Source organism: Acinetobacter sp. T63, assembly GCF_053852345.1.
The window spans coordinates 2,406,133-2,426,047 of record NZ_CM132659.1 but is presented as its reverse complement, the minus strand read 5'-3'; the positions used below and the strand labels follow the sequence as shown (position 1 = coordinate 2,426,047).

The window sequence follows — 19,915 nt, the reverse complement described above, 5'->3', positions numbered from 1 at the left end:
TGGAATAAGATTTGAGCATATTAGCATGCGCGTTTCGGCGTCACTAGCATTATTGTACAGATGTATTGTACCAAACAGTAACAGAATAAGATTGAAGCTTCATTGATTTTATCGAAGGCTGCGGCATGATAAAGATAAATCCTTGATCAATGCGAAATCAATCACATGAGATACCGTAAAATTAGTTTAATTTTGCCGTATTTGATCGCGGTGGTTTTCATTACGGCCTGTCAAAGCACACCGCCGTCTTCTACAGCCTCCAAAGTCCAGTCACAGCCACGTGCGGTAAAAGCACCGGCAGCGGTTAAACGCAGTAGCGATGGTCTGCAGGATATTCGCTGGGAAATTCAAACCATTCAGGGGAAAAAGGCACGTTATTTTCATGCCAGCCCGTATTTAATGCTCAATTCCCGTTTTCAGAATCTGCAGGGCAATACCGGCTGTAATTCTCTTTTCGGCCGCTATCAGCTGCAGTTCAGTCAGGGCCGTTTAAGCCTGAACAGCCGTGCCACGCATAATAGTTGTGATCATGCGCTGGCGCAGGAAGCCGACTTGATGGATGCCTTGCAACGGGTCAAACGCTTCCAGTTACAGGGTAAAACCTTATATTTGCTGGATGAGCGCGGGCTAATGCTGATTCAGGCCAATCAACGCTAAATAGAAGTTCAATCAATATAAAATCAGCCTGTAACATGCAGGCTGATTGAGCATCTATTGTTTTAAATATGTTGCATCATCAGTTTTGGGAAATCGGTAATTAAACCGTTAATGCCTAAATCTTTCAGCTGTTTGGCACGTTCCACTTCATTGACCGTCCAGACACTCACCCCCAGTTGTGCTTGCTGGGTGGCCTGAATCATGCGCGGGGTCGCCAGTTCATTCATCCAGCCAATCTGGCAGCAGCCAAAGTGCAATGCCTGTTCAATGGCCTGTTCCTGAATATCTTCTTCAATCAGTAAACCGCGCTTAAAGGTCGATTGCTGCGCCTGTAAGGCCTGATGAATTTTCAGGTCAAAACTGGTAATCACAGCAGAATGTTCAAAGCCTTTGAGCTGCTGATGCAAGGCCAAGGTCAGCTGTTCAGCCTGCGCCTGGGTTTCCACCGCTTTAATTTCAACTTCGATATGTTCAAAGTTCTGGATTAGGGCCAGGGTCTGGTTTAAATACGGGGTGATTTCAAAATTCGACCAGTTTTTCCAGCCATAGGCCTGATTATAATGATGTAAATCTTGCGTGCTGCATTCATACAGCGGACGGTCCTGACCGGTGGTCCGGATCAAATGATCATCATGCATAATGACCAGTTGCTGGTCTTTGAGCTGACGTACGTCAAATTCGACAGCGCGTACGCCTAAATCCTGAATATACTGAAAACCGCCCAGGGTATTTTCCGGGGCTTCGCCGCGGGCACCACGATGTCCAATTATACGCATAACAGGCTCAGCGTTTGGAGAGGAAGTTTCATTGTGAGCCTTTAAGATGACCGGGATGTGACAGCGCTATTGTGCGCTGATCTTAAATTTATACAATTCAGATCAGCGCATATTTTCATCAATTTTTTCTATGAAAATGACGGCTTTATTCAATCGTTTCGTTAATATTTTTTTGCCACAGCACTTCAGCGCCGCCTTCACTGCGTTGCAGGGTGCGTGAAGCCACAAATAACCAGTCAGATAAACGGTTTAAGAGCTGCAAAGACGTGGCCTGAATATTCTGGTCACGGCTATGCACTGACATCACGCTGCGTTCTGCGCGACGGCAGACAGCACGCGCCTGATGGGCAAAGCTGCACACCAGCGTTCCGGCAGGCAGAATAAAGTCTTTTAACATCGGCAACGCTTCATTCATGCGGTCAATATCATTTTCTAAAAACTCAATTGATACCGGTTGTACCAGAGTAAAGCCCGGAATGCAGACTTCACCGCCCAGATCAAATAGCCAGTGCTGGATCAGGCTTAAAGATTTATCCCAAGCGGCTTGATCTTCAATGTTACTTGCTGAAATTTGTGCACGTAATACGCCAATCACGGCATTCAGTTCATCGACATCACCCAAAGCGGTAATACGTAAGTCATCTTTGGCAACGCGTGAACCATCACCAAGCCCTGTAGTACCCGAATCGCCTGTGCGCGTGTAGATTTTGCTTAAACGGTGGCCCATAATAGATCCTTAAATAATTAAATGCTGTAAATAAAAAGAATCATGCCATAGGCATGACATGATTCTCAAAAGTATTTATTTAAACTGTAGTGAACTTAATATTTGAAAGTAACACCAGCAGAGGCGAGTCGGCCACCGTTGATGTAATAAGTACCATTCCCGCCAAAATATTCTGTCTCATACTGAACATCACCAACATTTTCAATATTGGTAAAGACTTTGACAGATGGAGTGATATTCCAGTAAGCATTTAAATCAATAGTAGCATAACCTGGATTCTTATATCGGTTGTCCCAACTTTTGGATTTTGAACTTCCAACAACTGACGCACTCAAACCATAGATTTCATTTTGAATACCTGTTGAAAGTGTAACTTTTTGGCGTGGTCTTTTTTGCAGGTCTTCTTTGAGATCAACATCTTTTGCCTGTACATAAGCATAAGAGGTATTCAGGAATAGATCATTTGCTTTCCATTTATAAGAAAGTTCGCCACCCGTAAATTCTGATTTATTTACATTGACCAATTTCCCTGCTTTGGAGGTAATCAAATTATCTACTTCATTGCGGTATATCGATAAACTCAGGACTGAATGATCTGTAAGTTTTTGATCTAAACCTATTTCGTAAGCAAAACCTTCTTCTGGTTTTAAATCTGGATTTCCACCCCAACTCAGTGCGTACAAGTCATTCATGCTTGGTGCCCTAAATGAGCTGCCAATATTGCTATATACACTTGTAGAAGGGTTAAAATGATAGCGAACTGCAGCTTGACCCACAGTATGTGAGCCAAATCGTTCGTTATCTTCTACACGAATTCCTGCTTGAGTTTGAATTTTGTCAGTCTGATATTGGTGTTGAGCAAAGTAGCCCGTAGATTTGATTTCTTTATCGTAAAAAACATCTTCTCCAGGATAGAAAATGCCATCCCACTCATATCCCTCACCTTGATAAAAGATATCCGCCTTCATATTTTTGTGTGTAATACCAGCAAGAATATTCTGTATAGGTGAGAATTGCCATTTGCCATATAATTCTGCTTCTTGTGCAGTGTTATGGATAAAATCTGGTTTATCCAGCTGATCTAAATCATCTTTAAATTGAGAAAGACGAGCATTTAATTCAAAGTTTGATGCAAGCTGGGCTCTACCTTTAAGGTTAATAATTTCATTTTCAAAATCTTGAGAAACAAGATTTCCATTTAATTTGTACGCACCATTTCCTTCATTCTGACTGAAATCTAAAGAAGTTGAAAAACGTTCTTTTTCTAAGCCGACTTTGGCACTATAGCCTTTTTGATCATAGCTATATTTACGCTCATCATTATCTAAAATGACATCGCCATCTGATTCAAGACGTTGACCACGGATTTGTGCATAAAAGCCATCTTCCGCAAGATCAGCTCCGATAATGGACTTGTAGGTGCTGTTTTCACCCACTTCTCCAGTAAGAAATGCACCTGTCGTTTCAGGCGTTTTTGAAACCAGCTGGATAACACCGCCAATGGCATCGGTACCATACAGAACAGAAGCGGGGCCTTTTAAAATTTCAATCTGTTTTAGGTCGGTCGTATCTATAAACTGAATAGATGCTGACCCTTGAGAAGGTGTATTTAAGCGAATCCCATCACGCATGATCAGGGTATGATCAGATTCAGTACCACGTAAAAAAATTGAGGCTTGCTGTCCGTAACCACCTGTTTGCACCATATTAATCGAGGCATCATCTAATAACAGATGAGGTAATGATGCGATGGGAGATTGTTGCAATTTTACTGGTTCAATGACATTAATTCGCGCGGGTACATTTTCAATTTTTTCTTCAGATCGGGTAGCGGTCACCACAATGGTATCTAAAGCTGCTTGTGCAACTTTTTGCTCGGCAGCATAAACTGATGAGGAAAAACCCAAAGCAAACGCGATAGAACCTGCTAAGGCAGCAGGCTGAAATGGAATAGACATAAGATGTGCTCCATACATTCACCCCACGTGAATGATTGAGTTAAAGGGCACAACAAGCAGGTATCCGGACTTCAATGTGGCGCCAGGCATCTTGATGATGACCTGGACCTATATATCCACCTTCCCATATCTGAATACAGTGGTGTAAATCGCATGATTTAAACTGATATATGTTTCATTGTTACCGTTGCGGGGGCAGTGTTGGATTTTCACCAATTTCCCTAAAGCCAAGGCTTAAACTTGCTGTGAAACGGGCGCAGTATAAGTGCCGTATGCATTTTAAACAACTTGTGCAAGAATTATCAGGCTGAACTTTACTCAAGTGAAAAAATTTGCATTACAATGAGCCGGCCCCATATTTATAGATAGGCTATAAAGCGGGCATTACGAGAGCCAAACAAGTTATGCGAACCCGTGCCAAAATTTGCGGCATCACCCGGGTTGAAGATGTACATGCCGTCGTCAACAGTGGTGCAGATGCAATTGGTTTTGTATTTTATCCTCCAAGTCCGCGCAGTGTGAGCGCAGAACAGGCCAGCGTTCTGGTACAGGCCATTGCGCCTTATGTGCAGGTGGTGGGTTTATTTGTAAATAGCTCAGCCCGTGAGATTCAGGCCACTCTCAATACAGTCGCGCTGGACATCCTGCAATTTCATGGCGATGAAAGCCCGGAACAGTGCCAGTCGATTGCGCAGCAGGTTGGACGTCGCTGGTACAAGGCGATTCAGGTTAAACCGGGCCTAGATGTGGTGGCTGAAATTCAAAAATATCAGCAGGCCGGTGCCAGCGCTGTACTTTTAGATGCCTGGCATCCTGAATTAAAGGGCGGAACCGGGCACAGCTTTGACTGGAGCAGCTTTCCCCAACTGGATATTCCACTGATTTTGGCCGGTGGATTAAACCCTGACAATATTGAAGACGCCATTCACACCACAGCCGCGTTTGCTGTAGATGTGAGCGGAGGCGTAGAATCCGCAAAAGGTATTAAAGACCAACAACTCATAGAACGCTTTATGCAAGGAGTCCATCGTGGATCAGCAAACTGTTAATACAGAAAAACAGGCAATTGACTATACCCAGTTCCCTGATGCAAAAGGGCACTTCGGTATCCATGGCGGACGTTTTGTGTCAGAAACCCTGATGGCGGCTTTAGAAGACTTGGAAAAGCTCTATTTCCGCATGAAGAATGATGAACAGTTTCTGGCAGAATTCGACCGTGATCTCGCTTATTATGTCGGTCGTCCAAGTCCACTGTATTATGCTGAGCGATGGTCGAAAGAGTTGGGTGGTGCACAGATTTACTTAAAACGCGAAGACCTGAACCATACCGGCTCGCATAAAGTGAACAACACCATTGGTCAGGCGTTATTGGCCAAACTTTCAGGTAAAAAACGTATTATTGCCGAAACTGGTGCCGGTCAGCATGGTGTGGCGACAGCAACCATCGCGGCGCGTTTAGGTCTTGAATGTGTAGTGTTCATGGGTGCGGAAGATGTGAAGCGCCAGGCCATGAACGTGTATCGTATGCGTTTGCTGGGTGCCAAAGTCGTCGCGGTAGAAAGTGGCTCTAAAACTTTAAAAGATGCCATGAATGAAGCGATGCGTGACTGGGTCACCAATGTCGATTCAACCTATTATGTGATCGGAACTGTGGCGGGTCCACATCCCTATCCGCAGCTGGTGCGTGATTTCCAGTCCATTATTGGCCGTGAAGCACGCCGTCAGATTCAGGAACAAGCCGGCCGTCTGCCAGATGCACTTGTGGCTTGTGTGGGGGGGGGCTCCAATGCCATGGGCCTGTTCTATCCATTCCTGAATGATCAGGATGTGAAAATGTATGGTGTTGAAGCTGCGGGCTTAGGCATTGAAACGGGTAAACACTCTGCACCATTAAATGCCGGTCATGTCGGTGTTCTTCACGGCAACCGTACTTACCTGATGTCAGATGAACAAGGCCAGATTATTGAAACCCATTCGATTTCTGCTGGTCTGGATTATCCGGGCGTGGGTCCTGAGCATAGCTTCCTGAAAGATATGCATCGTGTGGATTATGTGCCAATTAATGACCAGGAAGCTTTGCAAGGTTTCCGTGACCTGACCAAGATTGAAGGCATCATTCCGGCATTAGAAAGTTCACATGCGATGGCGTACGTGACCAAGCTGGCGCCGACCATGTCGAAAGATCAAATTATTATTGCAACGGTTTCAGGCCGTGGTGATAAAGACTTGATGACGGTAGCGCGTATTGATGGCGTGGAAATGGTGGATATGTAAAAAATCTCCCTAACCCTCTTTAAGAAAGAGGGAATAGCCCTCCTTAGTAAAAGAGGGTTGGGAGGATTTAAATCGCATTCAAGCAATTGGGTGCGATTTTTTTATTGTTGTAATGAAAGTTCCCCACTTTTTTAAAGGAGGGACGAGGGGAGGATTATTATTCAGATCCGATTTTTGACACAAATTCAGGCAATTATAATTCATCCAGATTTTCCCTTACTTTGGAAAAGCCCAAAGTAAGCAAAGACTTTTGTTGAGCAGATCTGACGTCCCTGTCATGCTGCTCAACAGGCGACATCCCGATCGCCAACGCGTATCATATTGCTGATTTATCTTCTACCTGGTTAAAACCATCTTCTGGAGTCTCCCATGCCAAGTCTGTTTATCGTCATGTTAGGCGGTCGTCATGCCCGCGCCAATACCGAAGTGCACGATGTGGTTCTTACCGTGGGTAACACGCTGGAAGAGACTTTCCCTCAGCTAAGACAGGCCTGGTTTGGTGAGCAGCAAGGCTTACATATTGATGCCTGGGCGCAAATCAATGGGGTGGAATTTGAAGGCAAACAATATCAGCTGCAATTTAGTAATGCGGCCCCGAATCAGGCGCATGAAAAACTCTGGCTAATCAATTTAGGCGGCTACGATGCGCGTGAATTTGGCGAATTGCATCGCTATGTTCTGGTGGTTGCACAAAATACCATGGTGGCCAAACAGCGTGGCAAGGCATATTTTGCTGCACACTGGCAAACGCAGCATACCGACCGGGTACTGGATGTCGATGACTGCATCGCCATTGATCAGGTGCATGGCCGTTATGTACAACTGGTGGCCGGGGAATTTGCCGGAAACCGCTGGGAAAATACCTATTTGCCTATTGCCGAGTCCTGACTGTAGCAGACTTAAGCAATCAGCTTGACTCCAATATTGTGAAAGAAAGCAATCTATGTTTTTGTTATTGTTTAGATAAAATAATCTTATTTTTATTTTTCTGGCCAGATTTTATAGGCATAATAAAGCGGTAGCTACAGTGTCTCAAACCACATGGAATGTCGTACATGGATTTAATACAACAGAATGGACAGCCACGTTACGGACGTTTTAAGCAATTACCGACCAGTATCCAATACCATCATTATCAATATAAAAGCCCTTATGGTGATGTGCTGTCTGGGTGGCGTAAACGATTAAAATATAAAAAGTTTAAATTTTGTTGTATTCAGCATGAGCACTATACCATTGGCTTGGCTATTGTTGATATTGCCTGGGCCGGACATGGTTTTGTTTATATCTACAATCATTTGACCGGTGAAGTGCTGGAATGGGATGCGATCAGTTTTCTGGCCCGGCATACGGTGCTGGACGAGCAGCCGCTGTTTAACCATAGCCATTTTCATAAAGCCGGCTATCAGCTGGATATTCAGCATGCCAATGGGGTGCGTTATATCCGGGTGACTAAATATGGCGAACTGCGCCTGAGTGCGCGAATTTTCTGTGCCGGCACCGATCCATTAAGCATGTGTAGTCCGAATGGGATTAATGGCTGGACCTATACCCAAAAGCTGACCACGCTCGGCTGTGAAGGTTTTTTTATCAACAAGCAGGGACAAACCATCCAGTTTCATGACAAAACTTTTGTTTCTCTGGATGATACCTGTGGTTTTTTACGCCCGGAAACGGCCTGGTTCTGGCTGTCCTGTAATTTCTGGGATGCCCAGAACAAGCGGGTCGGCATTAATCTGGCTTCTGGCGTGAATGAAAGCTTTGGCAATGAAAACTGTCTGTGGGTCAATGGCCGCCTGTATCCGCTGGCAGATGTGTTATTTGAGCAGCAGTCAGATAACCAGTGGAATATTGTCTCGCTGGATCAAAGCCTGAATTTAACTGTGACCACCGGCTGGCGCCGTTATGAAAATCTGAACCTGCGCCTGGTGGGCAGCCAGTTTAGCCAGTGGCAGGCCAAAGTCAGCGGCACCATTGTGCAGGATGATCAGGAAATTGTGTTCCTGAATGAATATGCCTTGCTGGAACAGCATTATGCCAAATGGTAGATCTTCGTCGCTGCTCCTTCTCACCAAAAAGCTACAACTCATCCACTCAATAAAAAAGCTGAACCTGACATTCAGCTTTTTTAATCCATCATAACTTTTCTTTAATCTTTAGCCGCCTGCCAGAAGGCTTCACCGGCCTGAATCGGATCATTGGTCTGTTCCAAGGTGTTAATCCAGACTTCATACTGGGCAATAATCGGATGCTGGCTGGGATGAAAATCTTTTTTAAACCAGTCCTTATATAGCCGGCCCATCCGGGTCAAGGTGCCTTTTTTGCCAAAGAACCACGGCAAACCTTTGGCATTCAGTTGCAGACGCTGCCACAGACTAAAGCCATCCTGTTTTAACATGATATTGGCCCGATAAATGGTAAAACCAAACATCAGGAACGTGGTCCAGACCAGGGCAAAATGCCGCATCGCTTCAGAAACTTGGGCCACATCACGCATTACATCAAAGGCCACATCCCGATGTTCCATTTCTTCAATCGCATGCCAGGCAAACAAGGCGCGTACATACGGATGTGCTTCAGCTAACGTCGAGCGATGGGCATAAAAAGTTTCGGCCATGAGGGCGGTCAGGTGCTCGGCTGCTGCCGTGGTGGCAATATTGTATTCCGGTGAGCGTTTTTCCAGTTCAAATTTAAAAATCCGGTTGAGCTGGCGGATAAACTGATCCACCGGCATACCCTGATTTTTCATTAGCTGGTTCATTTTGTCATGCGCGATGCCATGCTGGGCTTCCTGGCGGATAAAGTCGGCCACGCGTTGCTGCAGTTCTGGCTGCTGAATCTGCTCGCGGTACAAGCGTACCGACTGAATAAAATAGCGTTCCCCATCGGGAAAGGTCAGGCTTAAGGCATCAAACATGCGGGTCAGAAAAGGATCTCCACCAAACCAGAAGCGTGGAATCTGTTCCAGCTTAAAGTCGAGATTGCTGCGCACCACTGGTTGCGCCTGATATTGGACTATGGCATTCATCTTGTTTTACTTCATCTAGTCGTTCATATCTGCAGTATGTCGGGCTTTAGCGGCTTTGTTTTGACAAGTCTTGCCAGTTTTTATACATTTTACGCCATAGTGAAAATAAGAAATGTCAGGATGACAACTTACCCGAGTGATATTCAGATTCCAAACGGCTATGTACACTTGTGGCAGTCCTACCTGCAGGCACAAGGTGTGCAGCCGCAACAGCTCGAGCTGTCAGACAGCTTGCAGCAATATGTGCAGCATGTACTGAGTTTGCCGATTGATGGCCAATCTTCCTGTCAGGCTTTTATTACGCTGCTGGAACAGACCCGGCAGCAGCTGAACACAGCCTATCTGGTGTTTGAACTGGCGCGTTTTATCCGTCCGGAACATTTTGGTGTGCTCGGCTATATGGCCTCGCGCAGTAATAGCGTGGCCGAGGCCTTGCAGTATATTGCCCAGTTTAGCCGGCTGGTGATTGATGCTAACGAAGCGGTTCCCATGCAGATTCAGCAGCAGGATGATCTGCTGATTGTCTCCTGGCCGAATCCGCAGGATCAGAGCACGCTGATTCACGAAATCACCTTTGCCTGTATGCTGCAGCTGGCCCGGCAGATGTTTGCGGCCGAACACTTTCCCTTGCGCCGGGTTCATTTTGCCCATGCTCCGCAAACGGCGCTGTATCAATATCAAAAGTTTTATGGCTGCGAAGTGTTGTTTGATCAGCCGGATTATCAGCTGGTGCTGAGCATCGACAGCCTGCAGCTGCAACCACAGCAGCCTGATCCAACTTTAATCGGGATTTTAAAAAAACAGGCTGAAGAAGCGATGGCGGCCAAACCTTTGCTGGAAGGGCTGGACCAGAAGCTGCGTCATTTGATTGCCGATTATTTAAGGCTGCAGCAACAAGCACCCAAGCTGGATGAGCTGGCTGTCGAGCTGTGTATGTCCAGTCGCACTTTGCAGCGTCAACTGAGTGAACTGGGGACCTCATTTAAACAGCTGCTGGACATGGAAAGGATCAAACGCTGTGAGTTGCTATTACCGCAAAAGCTGAGTCTGACCGAGATTGCCAGCCAGCTCGGTTATTCCGATCAGTCGGCTTTGGCGCGTGCCTATAAAGCGCATTGCGGCCAGACCTTAACCGAGCGGCGCCGGGTACTGCGTCAGCAACAGACCACCAATAAAAAGCGGCTGAATAGCCGCTTGGAAAATTAAAAAGTACAGTCTTAAGCCGTGCGCAGTTTAGGGAAACGCAAGGCAATAGCGGCAATCGCAAAAATCGCCAGCACCCAGCAATAATAGACACTGCCAATGGCGCCACTGGTGCTGGCAAAGGCACCGGCCAGCATAAACACCATAAACATCAGGATCAGGTTGGGATGGCTGGCGCCCTGCAAAAATTCTTCAATGGCCCGGTTCAGCTGACCACGATAGAGCAATAATGCCAGGATAATGGCTGGAATGGCTGCCACCGGCGCCTTGACCTGATAGAAGGCAAACTCGGTCCCAATCAGGGAATGGTAAATGCCACTGCCTAAAAAAATGGCTAAAAATACAATAAGTGGCAACAGCGCAAGCCCGCGAGCGTGCACTTTTGCCTGGGAGTCGGAAATCATAGAAATAAGAAAAAGTCTGAAAACGGCGCTAGTATAAAGCAGCTTTTGCTATTTCTGAAAACTTTAAATGTAAATGCTAACTGTCCTATTTTTATCATCTTTTTTGCTCAGCCATTGGGTTTTTCTAACTGCTTGAGATTGCTGGGAATAGCGAAATTAGGCATCTTTGATCATTGAGAAAAAAACCGAAATATCGGTAAATGTAGCTTTCGGGTTGTTCTGAAATTCGCGCTTTGCTGATGAAATCGGGCATCGACCAGCTGTGCTCTGTTCAATGAGCAAAAAATAGCGTTACAATGCGATGTCCTGTATTTCGACAATAGCAACTTATCAGTTTTGAATTATTCAAGGAAAGCACAGCCCTATGTCACGTTTAGCCACCCGATTTGCACAGTTGAAATCTCAACAACGTAAGGCCCTCGTATCTTATGTCATGGCAGGTGACCCACAGCCACAGGTAACGGTACCGCTGTTACATCAAATGGTTGAGGCGGGTGTAGATGTGATTGAGCTTGGACTGCCATTCTCTGACCCGATGGCCGATGGTCCAGTCATTGCCTTGGCTGCAGAACGTGCATTGGCAGGGGGAACCAATACCCTCGATGCACTGAATATGGTCAAGGAATTCCGCCAAAAAGACACGGAAACACCAGTGGTGCTCATGGGTTATTTAAACCCGGTTGAGGTCATTGGCTACCAGAAGTTTGTCGCCTATGCGCATGAATGTGGGGTAGATGGTGTCTTGCTGGTGGATCTGCCGCCAGAAGAAGCTGCCGATTTAGACCAGATCTTACAGCAGTATGATATGGACCAGATTTTCCTGCTGGCACCAACCTCTACCGATGAGCGTATCCAGCATGTAGTGAAACAGGCCAGCGGCTTTATTTACTACGTGTCGCTTAAAGGCGTGACCGGTGCAGCCACTTTAGATGTTTCTGAAGCGGCGCAGCGGATTGAGAAAATCAAGGCAGTCACCGATGTACCGGTTGGTGTCGGTTTCGGTATCAGTGATGCGGCATCTGCCAAAGTCATGGGTGCCGTGGCAGATGCCGTCATCGTCGGCAGTGCTTTCGTAAAACAGTTTGCCAACCTCGAACCAGAACAAGCCGTGGTTGAAACGGTTAATAAAGTCAAGGAGCTTCGAGCCGCGCTCGATGAGTTAGTATGAGTCAAGAAGTCAAGCCAGGGAAAATCTTAAGCCCAACTACGCCGTGGACAGAACGCGGCGTACCGGGAATTCATGTACCGGATGAGCAGCAAGCCTTAAAGGCGACATTCACCGAACCAACTATCGAATGTCCGGAATGTCATGCACTGGTGACTCGTACAGCCATGTCTTTCAATGCCTATGTCTGCCCGCAATGTGACGAGCATTTACGCATGAAAGCGCGTGACCGTTTAACCTGGTTCCTCGATCAGGTCGATGCCGAATTGGGTCAGGAATTCTCTGCCAAAGATCCACTGAAATTTGTGGACAGCAAGCCGTATCCGGACCGTATGGCCGAAGCGCAAAAGAAAACCGGTGAAACTGAAGCTTTACTGGTCATGCAAGGTTTATTAAAAGGCGTGCCGGTAACCACCTGTGCCTTTGAATTTGACTTTATGGGTGGTTCTATGGGCACGGTGGTCGGTGACCGTTTTGTGCTGGCAGCGGAACGTGCCATTCAGCAACGTCAGCCGTTAATTTGCTTTGCAGCATCGGGCGGTGCGCGTATGCAGGAAGGCATGCTGTCTTTAATGCAGATGGCGCGTACTTCAGCAGCCATCCAGCGTTTAAAAGAAGCGGGCTTGCCGTATATCGTGGTCTTAACTCATCCGGTATATGGTGGCGTAACGGCATCGTTGGCAATGTTGGGTGATGTTCATCTGGCAGAACCAAAAGCCATGATTGGCTTTGCCGGTAAGCGTGTAATTGAGCAAACCGTACGTGAAAAACTGGATGAACCGTTCCAGCGCGCGGAATACCTGCTTGATCATGGTGTGGTCGATCAGATTGTTCATCGTCATGCATTACGTGATACTGTATATCGCATTGTCACGAAACTGATGAATTTGTCTTGAATACAGCACCACTTGCAACCGACTCTTTAGAAACATGGCTCAATTATTGGAGCCATGTTCACGTTACAGGGATTGATTTAGGTCTGGAACGGGTGATTCCTGTGGCTGAAAAGCTGGGCGTCACTCACCCGGACGCAAAAGTGTTTACCGTCGCGGGCACCAATGGCAAAGGTTCCACCACCACCACCTTGGCCGCGATTTTAAATGCTCAGGGTTATCAGGTGGGGCTGTATCAGTCGCCGCATATTTACCGTTTTAATGAACGGGTCAAACTGGGCGGCGTCGAGGTCGATGACCAGCAACTGATTGAGGCCTTTGTACAGGTTGATCAGGCGCGTCGTGACTGTAATTTAAGTTTATCATTTTTTGAAGCCACCACGCTGGCGGCTTTTGTCATTTTTAAACAGCAGGCCTGTGATGTCTGGGTGCTGGAAGTTGGCCTAGGTGGCCGTCTGGATGTGGTTAATGTGGTACATCCCGATATGGCCGTGATTACCAATATCGGGCTGGATCATACCGACTGGCTGGGCGATACCATTGAAAAAATTGCCTTTGAAAAAGCCGGCATCATCCGCCCGAATATTCCGGTGATCTTTGGCGGCGTGCAGGAATTACCGCAAGCCATTCAGGACAAGGCAGCACAGTGTCAGGCCCCGCTGTATGTCGCCAATCGTGATTATTTTTATCGCACCGCTGCAGATGGCCAGTCCTGGTTATTTGCCAGCAGTGGCAGCACCTTGAAATTACCGCTTGGCACGCTGGCGCTGGAAAATATATCGACCGCAGTTGCCGCCGTGTTACTTAGCGGTCTGAACATCCAGCAGCAGGCGATTGCCGAAGGCATCCAACAGGCCCAGCTCCCGGGCCGTTTTGAAATTCGCCAGATTGCCGGCAAGACCGTAATCTTTGACGCCGGGCACAATCCGCACGGTGTAGAGTTTTTGTTAAAGCAATTGCGAAATTATTTAAATTACAATAAACAGTACACCGAAGTGATCAGTGTGTTTTCCATGCTGGCCGATAAAGATGTGAATTCTGTCGTTGCCTTATTGAAAGAACATGTTTTAATGTGGAAAATTGCACAATTAAATGTTCCTCGTGCGGCAGACATCACACAACTGGATGCGGCTCTCGAGGGCGAAACAGTACAGCACTTTGATAGTGTTCAATTAGCTTTTAAATCAGCGCTGGATGAAACGAACAATAATCAGCTGATTTTGGTATGTGGATCATTTCATACCTTAGAAGCGGTATGGGAGTATTTGGAAGAATGTCAATGAATAACAAACAGCGCTGGATGGGCGGCGTTGTTTTATTGGGTGGTGGTGTGTTATTGGCAGCATTACTCCTGAAAGGCCAAGAAGAAATACATCAAAATAATGTCAAAACGCCAGAACGGGTCGAACAGTTACAGCAAAATACTGTGCCTGAAGCCGAAATGATTCAGCTACAACCTTTAACGGTAGATGTAGAAACTGAAAAACGTCTGCTGGAAGAGCAGCGCCGTGCCCGTGAAAAAGCCGTGGCTGAACAGGAAGCGCGTGCAGCTGAATTCCTGGCCATGCAGCAGCAGGCAGAAGCTGAAGCCGCCCGTAAGGCTGCAGAAGAATATGCGGCCTTAAATGCACTACGTAATGGCCAGCAGCAAAGTTCCGACAATATTCCGCCAGAGCTGGTTGAAGATGAGCAGGCCAAACAAAAACGTCTGGCTGAAGAAAAACTGGCTGCCCAGAAAAAGCTGGAACAGCAAAAAACAGCTGAAGCCAAAAAAGCTGCCGAGCAGAAAGCGGCCCAGGAACGTACTGCTGCCGAGAAAAAAGCAGCAGAACAAAAAGCTGCGGAAGAAAAACGTTTAGCCGAAGAGAAGCGTCAGGCAGAAGCCAAACGCAAGGCCGAACAGGAACGCAAGGCTGCTGAACAGAAAGCTGCAGAAGAGAAGCGCAAAGCTGAAGAAAAACGTCAGGCAGAAGCCAAACGTAAAGCCGAAGAAGAAGCCAAAAAGAAAGCTGAAGCCGAGAAAGCACGTAAACTGCTGGAAGGCGAAGATGATGGCAAACAGTGGATGGTGCAGGTGGCACTGGCCGCCAATGAAGCCAATGCCGATGCACTGGCCGCGCGCTTAAAAGCCAAAGGCTATAAAGTCACCAAGAGTCCAACCTCTAAAGGGATCCGGATTATGGTGGGGCCATCTAAAGACCGTGAAAGTGCCGATGCAGCACGCAAGAAAATTGCAGCAGATGCCAGCCTGAACATGAAATCAGCCTGGGTCATTGACTGGGTGCCGTTAGATAAGCGGAACTAGTTGTCAGTATCCTTCGGTATTTTGCCCTTAGTTTTCATTCGATGGATTCGACAGTTGCTGTCGAATCCATTTTATATTTTCAGGACGAAATAAGGCATCAATATTGACCCAGATCGGATGGAAGCCAAAGCCGCCATATTTCATTTCTGCCAGCGCCTGTTCCACCGGCCAGTGTTCAAACATAATCCGGTACATGGCCACACTGGCCCCGGTCCGGTCTGCACCATGATAACAATGAATCAGCACTTTCTGCTGTTGGGCTTGGGCGCTTTGAATCTGCTGCATTACCTGCAATAAATCTTCCCGATCAATGGCCCAGGTATGAATCGGTAGATGCACCGATTGCAGTCCATGCTGCTGTAGCGGTTCAGCATCTGTCGCTTTGGGGCGTAGATTAATCACTACATCAATCTCATGCTGTTGTAACAATGCTGCCAGCTGCTGATCGGGCTGTTCGCTGCGAAACAGCATCGGGCTGACCTGATAAAAATTATGCTGTGCATCCAGCGGTTGAGCCCAGGCACTCGGGCGCTGCTGTTCAGGCAAGGCCGGTGTAGTCATACAGCCCGTGCAACAAATGCAGGTCAGGACCAGGGCAAGCAGATTTTTGGGCATAGTGTTCTAATCGGTTGTGCTGGACCATCCCAGTGTAGCACGGCTGAGGTGCTGACCTTGTACCATGAAAAATGCCCGTCCGAAGACAGGCATACAGGAAGATGAACGGACCTTGATTATTTAGTCACGATTCGGCTGCGGGGTTAAACGCAGGTATGGTTTCACTGCGGTATAGCCTTTCGGGAAACGCTGTTTTAATTCGGCTTCATCTTGCAGTGAAGGCACAATCACCACATCTTCACCCTCTTGCCAGTTGGCCGGGGTGGCCACTTTATAGTTGTCGGTCAGTTGCAGGGAATCGACCACGCGTAAAATTTCATGGAAGTTACGCCCGGTAGAGGCCGGATAGGTAATAATTAAACGCACTTTTTTATTCGGATCGATAATCACCAGGGAGCGTACCGTCAGGGTTTCGCTGGCATTGGGATGGATAAAATCATATAGCGTCGATACTTTACGGTCCTGATCGGCAATAATCGGAAAATTCACGCTGGTGTTCTGGGTTTCGTTAATGTCATTAATCCAGCCTTTGTGTGACTCGACATCATCGACCGACAGGGCAATGGCCTTGACGCCACGTTTTTCAAATTCCTGTTTGAGTTTTGCGGTATAGCCCAGTTCGGTGGTGCAGACCGGGGTGTAGTCGGCAGGATGTGAAAACAGGATGCCCCAGCTGTTGCCCAGAAATTCATAAAAGTTCAGGGTGCCTTCGCTTGATTCCTGAGTAAAGTCGGGTGCGGTATCGCCTAATCGTAAACTCATTTTAACTGCCTCATATCGTTGTTGTATTGGGGGATGGGATTGACTATGGCGCAATTCTTTTAGCATTGAAAATACTTTTTTTGTAATTCTTTATGAATATATTGAATAAGTGATTGAATGAAATGCTGAAAAAACATGCAGTCATATTGTCATGCTTTGACTATATCATCCGATTAAAATTTGCTACATTATCTTGCCTTAGCTTCGCTGTACGGATAGAAATCATCAGAATTTTTTGATGGGTTGTGTGCAAAACCCTTGTACTTCAAATTTCTAGCACCATAATAACGACTGAGAACAAATTATTCTTTTGACAAGCAAGATTTAGAGAGTCTATTCATGTTGGCAAGTCTGATCGGAGGAATCTTCGGTACCAAAAATGAGCGCGAACTCAAACGCATGCGTAAAATCGTAGACAAGATTAATGCGCTCGAGCCGACGATATCAGCCTTAAGCGATGCAGACTTATCTGCAAAAACCGAAGAATTCAAACAACGATATAACAAGGGCGAAAGTCTAGATAAGTTATTGCCAGAAGCGTTTGCAGTCTGCCGTGAAGCCGGGAAACGGGTCATGGGCATGCGCCATTATGATGTACAGCTGATTGGTGGTATTACCCTGCACGAAGGTAAAATTGCAGAAATGCGTACCGGTGAAGGTAAAACCTTAATGGGGACTTTGGCCTGTTACCTGAATGCCTTAAGTGGTGAAAGCGTACACGTGATTACCGTGAACGACTACCTAGCGCAGCGTGATGCCGAACTCAACCGTCCACTCTTTGAATTTCTGGGTTTAAGCATCGGCATTATTTATTCGATGCAGGACCCGACCGAAAAAGCGCAAGCCTATCGTGCCGATATTACTTACGGGACCAACAACGAATTTGGTTTCGACTATTTGCGTGACAACATGGTGTTCTCGCTGGCAGAGAAAAAGCAGCGTGGCCTGACCTATGCCATTATCGATGAAGTCGACTCGATCCTGATTGATGAAGCACGTACCCCGCTGATTATCTCGGGTCAGAGCGAAGACTCATCACAGCTGTATGCGGCGATTAATACCATTCCGCCTAAACTGCATCCGCAAAAAGAAGAGAAAGTGCCAGATGGCGGTCACTTCTGGATTGATGAAAAACAGCGTTCGGTTGAAATGACCGAAGTCGGTTATGAAACCGTAGAAAATGAGCTGATTCAGATGGGGCTGCTGGCAGAAGGGGAAAGCCTGTATTCTGCTTCCAACCTGAATCTGGTACATCACGTGTCTGCGGCCATTCGTGCCCATTTCCTGTATCAGCGCAATGTGCATTACATCATCCATGATGGTGAAGTGATTATTGTCGATGAAAACACCGGCCGTACCATGCCGGGTCGTCGCTGGTCTGAAGGTCTGCATCAGGCAGTTGAAGCCAAAGAAGGTCTGGAAATCCAGCCTGAAAACCAGACTCTGGCCACCACCACCTTCCAGAACTACTTCCGTCTGTACAAAAAACTGTCCGGTATGACCGGTACTGCCGATACTGAAGCGGCAGAAATGAAAGAAATTTATGGTCTGGATGTGGTAATTATTCCAACCCACCGTCCAATGATCCGTCAGGACCATAACGATTTAATCTATTTAAATCGTGAAGGCAAATACAATGCGATTATTCAGGAAATCCTGCGCGTGCAGGAATCCGGTGTCGCGCCGATCCTGATTGGTACTGCCACCATTGAAGCCTCAGAAATCCTCTCGGACAAACTGAAAGAGGCCGGTATTCATCACGAAGTTCTGAACGCCAAACAGCACGAACGTGAAGCCGATATTATTGCCCAAGCCGGTGCACCACGTGCGGTGACCATTGCCACCAACATGGCGGGTCGTGGTACCGATATTCTGCTCGGTGGTAACTGGAAAGCTCTGCTGGCCAAAATTGAAAACCCGACACCTGAAGATGAACAACGTCTGAAAGAAGAATGGGACCAGAACCACGAAGCGGTACTGGCCTCAGGCGGTTTGCATATTATTGGTTCTGAACGCCATGAATCACGCCGTATTGATAACCAGCTGCGTGGTCGTGCCGGTCGTCAGGGTGACCCGGGTGTGTCGCGTTTCTATCTGTCACTTGAAGATGACCTGATGCGTATTTTCGCCGGTGATCGTGTGGTGGCCATGATGCGTGCCATGGGCCTGAAAGAAGATGAAGCCATTGAACACAAAATGGTGTCGCGTTCGATTGAAAATGCCCAGCGCAAAGTTGAAGCACGTAACTTCGATATCCGTAAGAACCTGTTGAAATACGATGACGTCAACAATGAACAGCGTAAGATTATTTACTCACAGCGTGATGAAATTCTTGCCGCAAACTCATTGCAAGATTACATCGAAGAAATGCACCGTGAAGTGATTCAGGGCGTGATTGCCAACTATGTACCACCAGAGTCGATTCATGATCAGTGGGATATTGACGGTCTGGAGCAGGCGTTACGTGAAGATCTGGCTTTAGATCTGCCAATTAACCAATGGTTAGAAGAAGATCGCCGTCTGGATGAAGAAGGTCTGGTCGAACGTATTTCTGATGAGCTGGTGGCTCGTTATAACAGCCGCCGTCAGCAAATGGGTGATGAATCTGCAGCCATGCTGGAGCGTCACTTTATGCTCAACTCGCTGGATCGTCACTGGAAAGACCATCTGGCGGCAATGGACTACTTGCGTCAAGGCATTCATTTACGTGGTTATGCGCAAAAGAATCCGGAGCAGGAATACAAGAAAGAAGCCTTTAACCTGTTTGTGAACATGCTCGCTGTGATCAAGTCTGATGTCGTGACTGACTTGTCTCGCGTACACGTACCAACAGCTGAAGAACTGGCTGAACTTGAAGCACAGAAACAGGCACAAGCCGAGGCGATGCAGCTGAATCTGTCTCATGCCGATGTGGACAGTCTGACCGGTGAAACTTTCGAAGCCGATGCGCAGCAGACAACCCCAACCGAAACGGTGTTTACGCCACCGGCAAGCCGTAATTCACCATGTCCATGTGGTTCAGGTCTGAAATACAAACAGTGCCACGGCAAAATCTAAGCCATTCAAAACATCTCGCAAAAAGCAGAATTTCGATTCTGCTTTTTTTTATTCCGCTAAGTGTTTGAATAGTTTTGCAAGATGTGAATAC

The 19,915-nt window shown here is 46.9% G+C and carries 17 protein-coding genes, 1 pseudogene and 1 riboswitch; of the genes and pseudogenes, 11 read left to right on the top strand and 7 right to left on the bottom strand.

What is annotated here, in order from left to right; all coding sequences use genetic code 11:
- Positions 1 to 165: 165 nt before the first annotated feature.
- Complete coding sequence (locus ACVLR6_RS11665) at positions 166 to 657, top strand: META domain-containing protein (protein WP_005179993.1); 492 nt, start codon at positions 166 to 168, stop codon at positions 655 to 657.
- A 62-nt stretch (positions 658 to 719) separates the two neighbouring features.
- On the opposite strand, the gene ACVLR6_RS11660 is transcribed toward ACVLR6_RS11665, so the two are convergent.
- The 3 genes from ACVLR6_RS11660 to ACVLR6_RS11650 form a co-directional block, all read right to left on the bottom strand.
- On the bottom strand, positions 720 to 1,433 hold the full coding sequence (locus ACVLR6_RS11660) for a glycerophosphodiester phosphodiesterase (protein ID WP_005179990.1): 714 nt from the start codon (positions 1,431 to 1,433) through the stop codon (positions 720 to 722).
- A gap of 145 nt (positions 1,434 to 1,578) precedes the next feature.
- Positions 1,579 to 2,160: a cob(I)yrinic acid a,c-diamide adenosyltransferase gene (locus tag ACVLR6_RS11655; RefSeq protein ID WP_455995265.1), complete on the bottom strand. Its 582-nt coding sequence runs from the start codon at positions 2,158 to 2,160 to the stop codon at positions 1,579 to 1,581.
- Between the two features lie 95 nt (positions 2,161 to 2,255).
- Positions 2,256 to 4,118: a TonB-dependent receptor plug domain-containing protein gene (locus ACVLR6_RS11650; protein ID WP_455995263.1), complete on the bottom strand. Its 1,863-nt coding sequence runs from the start codon at positions 4,116 to 4,118 to the stop codon at positions 2,256 to 2,258.
- A gap of 38 nt (positions 4,119 to 4,156) precedes the next feature.
- A riboswitch (cobalamin riboswitch) is annotated at positions 4,157 to 4,377 on the bottom strand.
- Positions 4,378 to 4,522: 145 nt separating this feature from the next.
- Here ACVLR6_RS11650 and ACVLR6_RS11645 point away from each other — a divergent pair.
- The 4 genes from ACVLR6_RS11645 to ACVLR6_RS11630 all read left to right on the top strand — a co-directional run bounded on the left by ACVLR6_RS11645 (position 4,523) and on the right by ACVLR6_RS11630 (position 8,440).
- Positions 4,523 to 5,167 carry a phosphoribosylanthranilate isomerase gene (locus tag ACVLR6_RS11645; RefSeq protein ID WP_455995261.1) on the top strand — a complete coding sequence of 215 codons (645 nt, stop codon included), beginning with the start codon at positions 4,523 to 4,525 and terminating at the stop codon, positions 5,165 to 5,167.
- A complete protein-coding gene (gene trpB, locus ACVLR6_RS11640) occupies positions 5,148 to 6,392 on the top strand; it encodes a tryptophan synthase subunit beta (protein ID WP_168405850.1) in 1,245 nt (414 codons plus the stop codon). Before ACVLR6_RS11645 ends, trpB begins: the two co-directional genes overlap by 20 nt.
- A 369-nt stretch (positions 6,393 to 6,761) precedes the next feature.
- Positions 6,762 to 7,280, top strand: coding sequence for a DUF1543 domain-containing protein (locus tag ACVLR6_RS11635; protein ID WP_455995259.1), 519 nt, complete (start codon positions 6,762 to 6,764; stop codon positions 7,278 to 7,280).
- 167 nt (positions 7,281 to 7,447) lie between these two features.
- Complete coding sequence (locus ACVLR6_RS11630) at positions 7,448 to 8,440, top strand: DUF2804 domain-containing protein (protein ID WP_005179978.1); 993 nt, start codon at positions 7,448 to 7,450, stop codon at positions 8,438 to 8,440.
- Positions 8,441 to 8,541: 101 nt separating this feature from the next.
- On the opposite strand, the gene ACVLR6_RS11625 is transcribed toward ACVLR6_RS11630, so the two are convergent.
- Positions 8,542 to 9,420: a metal-dependent hydrolase gene (locus ACVLR6_RS11625; RefSeq protein ID WP_016658655.1), complete on the bottom strand. Its 879-nt coding sequence runs from the start codon at positions 9,418 to 9,420 to the stop codon at positions 8,542 to 8,544.
- Positions 9,421 to 9,540: 120 nt separating this feature from the next.
- On the opposite strand from ACVLR6_RS11625, the gene ACVLR6_RS11620 reads away from it, so the two are divergent.
- The gene (locus tag ACVLR6_RS11620) at positions 9,541 to 10,626 is read left to right on the top strand and encodes a helix-turn-helix domain-containing protein (protein ID WP_160241008.1); all 1,086 of its coding nucleotides are present in this window, start codon (positions 9,541 to 9,543) and stop codon (positions 10,624 to 10,626) included.
- Positions 10,627 to 10,712: 86 nt separating this feature from the next.
- Here ACVLR6_RS11620 and ACVLR6_RS11615 read toward each other — a convergent pair.
- A pseudogene (locus tag ACVLR6_RS11615) lies at positions 10,713 to 11,027 on the bottom strand (Na+/H+ antiporter NhaC family protein); the annotation flags it as partial.
- A 364-nt stretch (positions 11,028 to 11,391) separates the two neighbouring features.
- On the opposite strand from ACVLR6_RS11615, the gene trpA reads away from it, so the two are divergent.
- The 4 genes from trpA to ACVLR6_RS11595 are packed head-to-tail and all read left to right on the top strand — an operon-like array spanning position 11,392 to position 15,390.
- Positions 11,392 to 12,195, top strand: a complete 804-nt coding sequence (trpA, locus tag ACVLR6_RS11610) for a tryptophan synthase subunit alpha (RefSeq protein ID WP_005179970.1) — start codon at positions 11,392 to 11,394, stop codon at positions 12,193 to 12,195.
- Positions 12,192 to 13,088: an acetyl-CoA carboxylase, carboxyltransferase subunit beta gene (gene accD, locus ACVLR6_RS11605; RefSeq protein ID WP_005179967.1), complete on the top strand. Its 897-nt coding sequence runs from the start codon at positions 12,192 to 12,194 to the stop codon at positions 13,086 to 13,088. The genes trpA and accD overlap by 4 nt, the downstream gene beginning before the upstream one ends.
- Positions 13,085 to 14,368: a bifunctional tetrahydrofolate synthase/dihydrofolate synthase gene (folC, locus tag ACVLR6_RS11600; protein ID WP_127799864.1), complete on the top strand. Its 1,284-nt coding sequence runs from the start codon at positions 13,085 to 13,087 to the stop codon at positions 14,366 to 14,368. The genes accD and folC overlap by 4 nt, the downstream gene beginning before the upstream one ends.
- Positions 14,365 to 15,390 carry an SPOR domain-containing protein gene (locus tag ACVLR6_RS11595; RefSeq protein ID WP_160241011.1) on the top strand — a complete coding sequence of 342 codons (1,026 nt, stop codon included), beginning with the start codon at positions 14,365 to 14,367 and terminating at the stop codon, positions 15,388 to 15,390. Before folC ends, ACVLR6_RS11595 begins: the two co-directional genes overlap by 4 nt.
- Before the next feature lie 27 nt (positions 15,391 to 15,417).
- Here the strand turns inward: ACVLR6_RS11595 and ACVLR6_RS11590 are convergent, their stop codons facing one another.
- Positions 15,418 to 16,005, bottom strand: a complete 588-nt coding sequence (locus ACVLR6_RS11590) for a dual specificity protein phosphatase family protein (RefSeq protein ID WP_455995257.1) — start codon at positions 16,003 to 16,005, stop codon at positions 15,418 to 15,420.
- Positions 16,006 to 16,125: 120 nt separating this feature from the next.
- Complete coding sequence (locus tag ACVLR6_RS11585; RefSeq protein ID WP_045796045.1) at positions 16,126 to 16,767, bottom strand: peroxiredoxin; 642 nt, start codon at positions 16,765 to 16,767, stop codon at positions 16,126 to 16,128.
- 339 nt (positions 16,768 to 17,106) lie between these two features.
- Here ACVLR6_RS11585 and secA point away from each other — a divergent pair, with 339 nt between their 5' ends.
- Positions 17,107 to 19,824: a preprotein translocase subunit SecA gene (secA, locus tag ACVLR6_RS11580; RefSeq protein WP_160241013.1), complete on the top strand. Its 2,718-nt coding sequence runs from the start codon at positions 17,107 to 17,109 to the stop codon at positions 19,822 to 19,824.
- Positions 19,825 to 19,915: the final 91 nt, after the last annotated feature.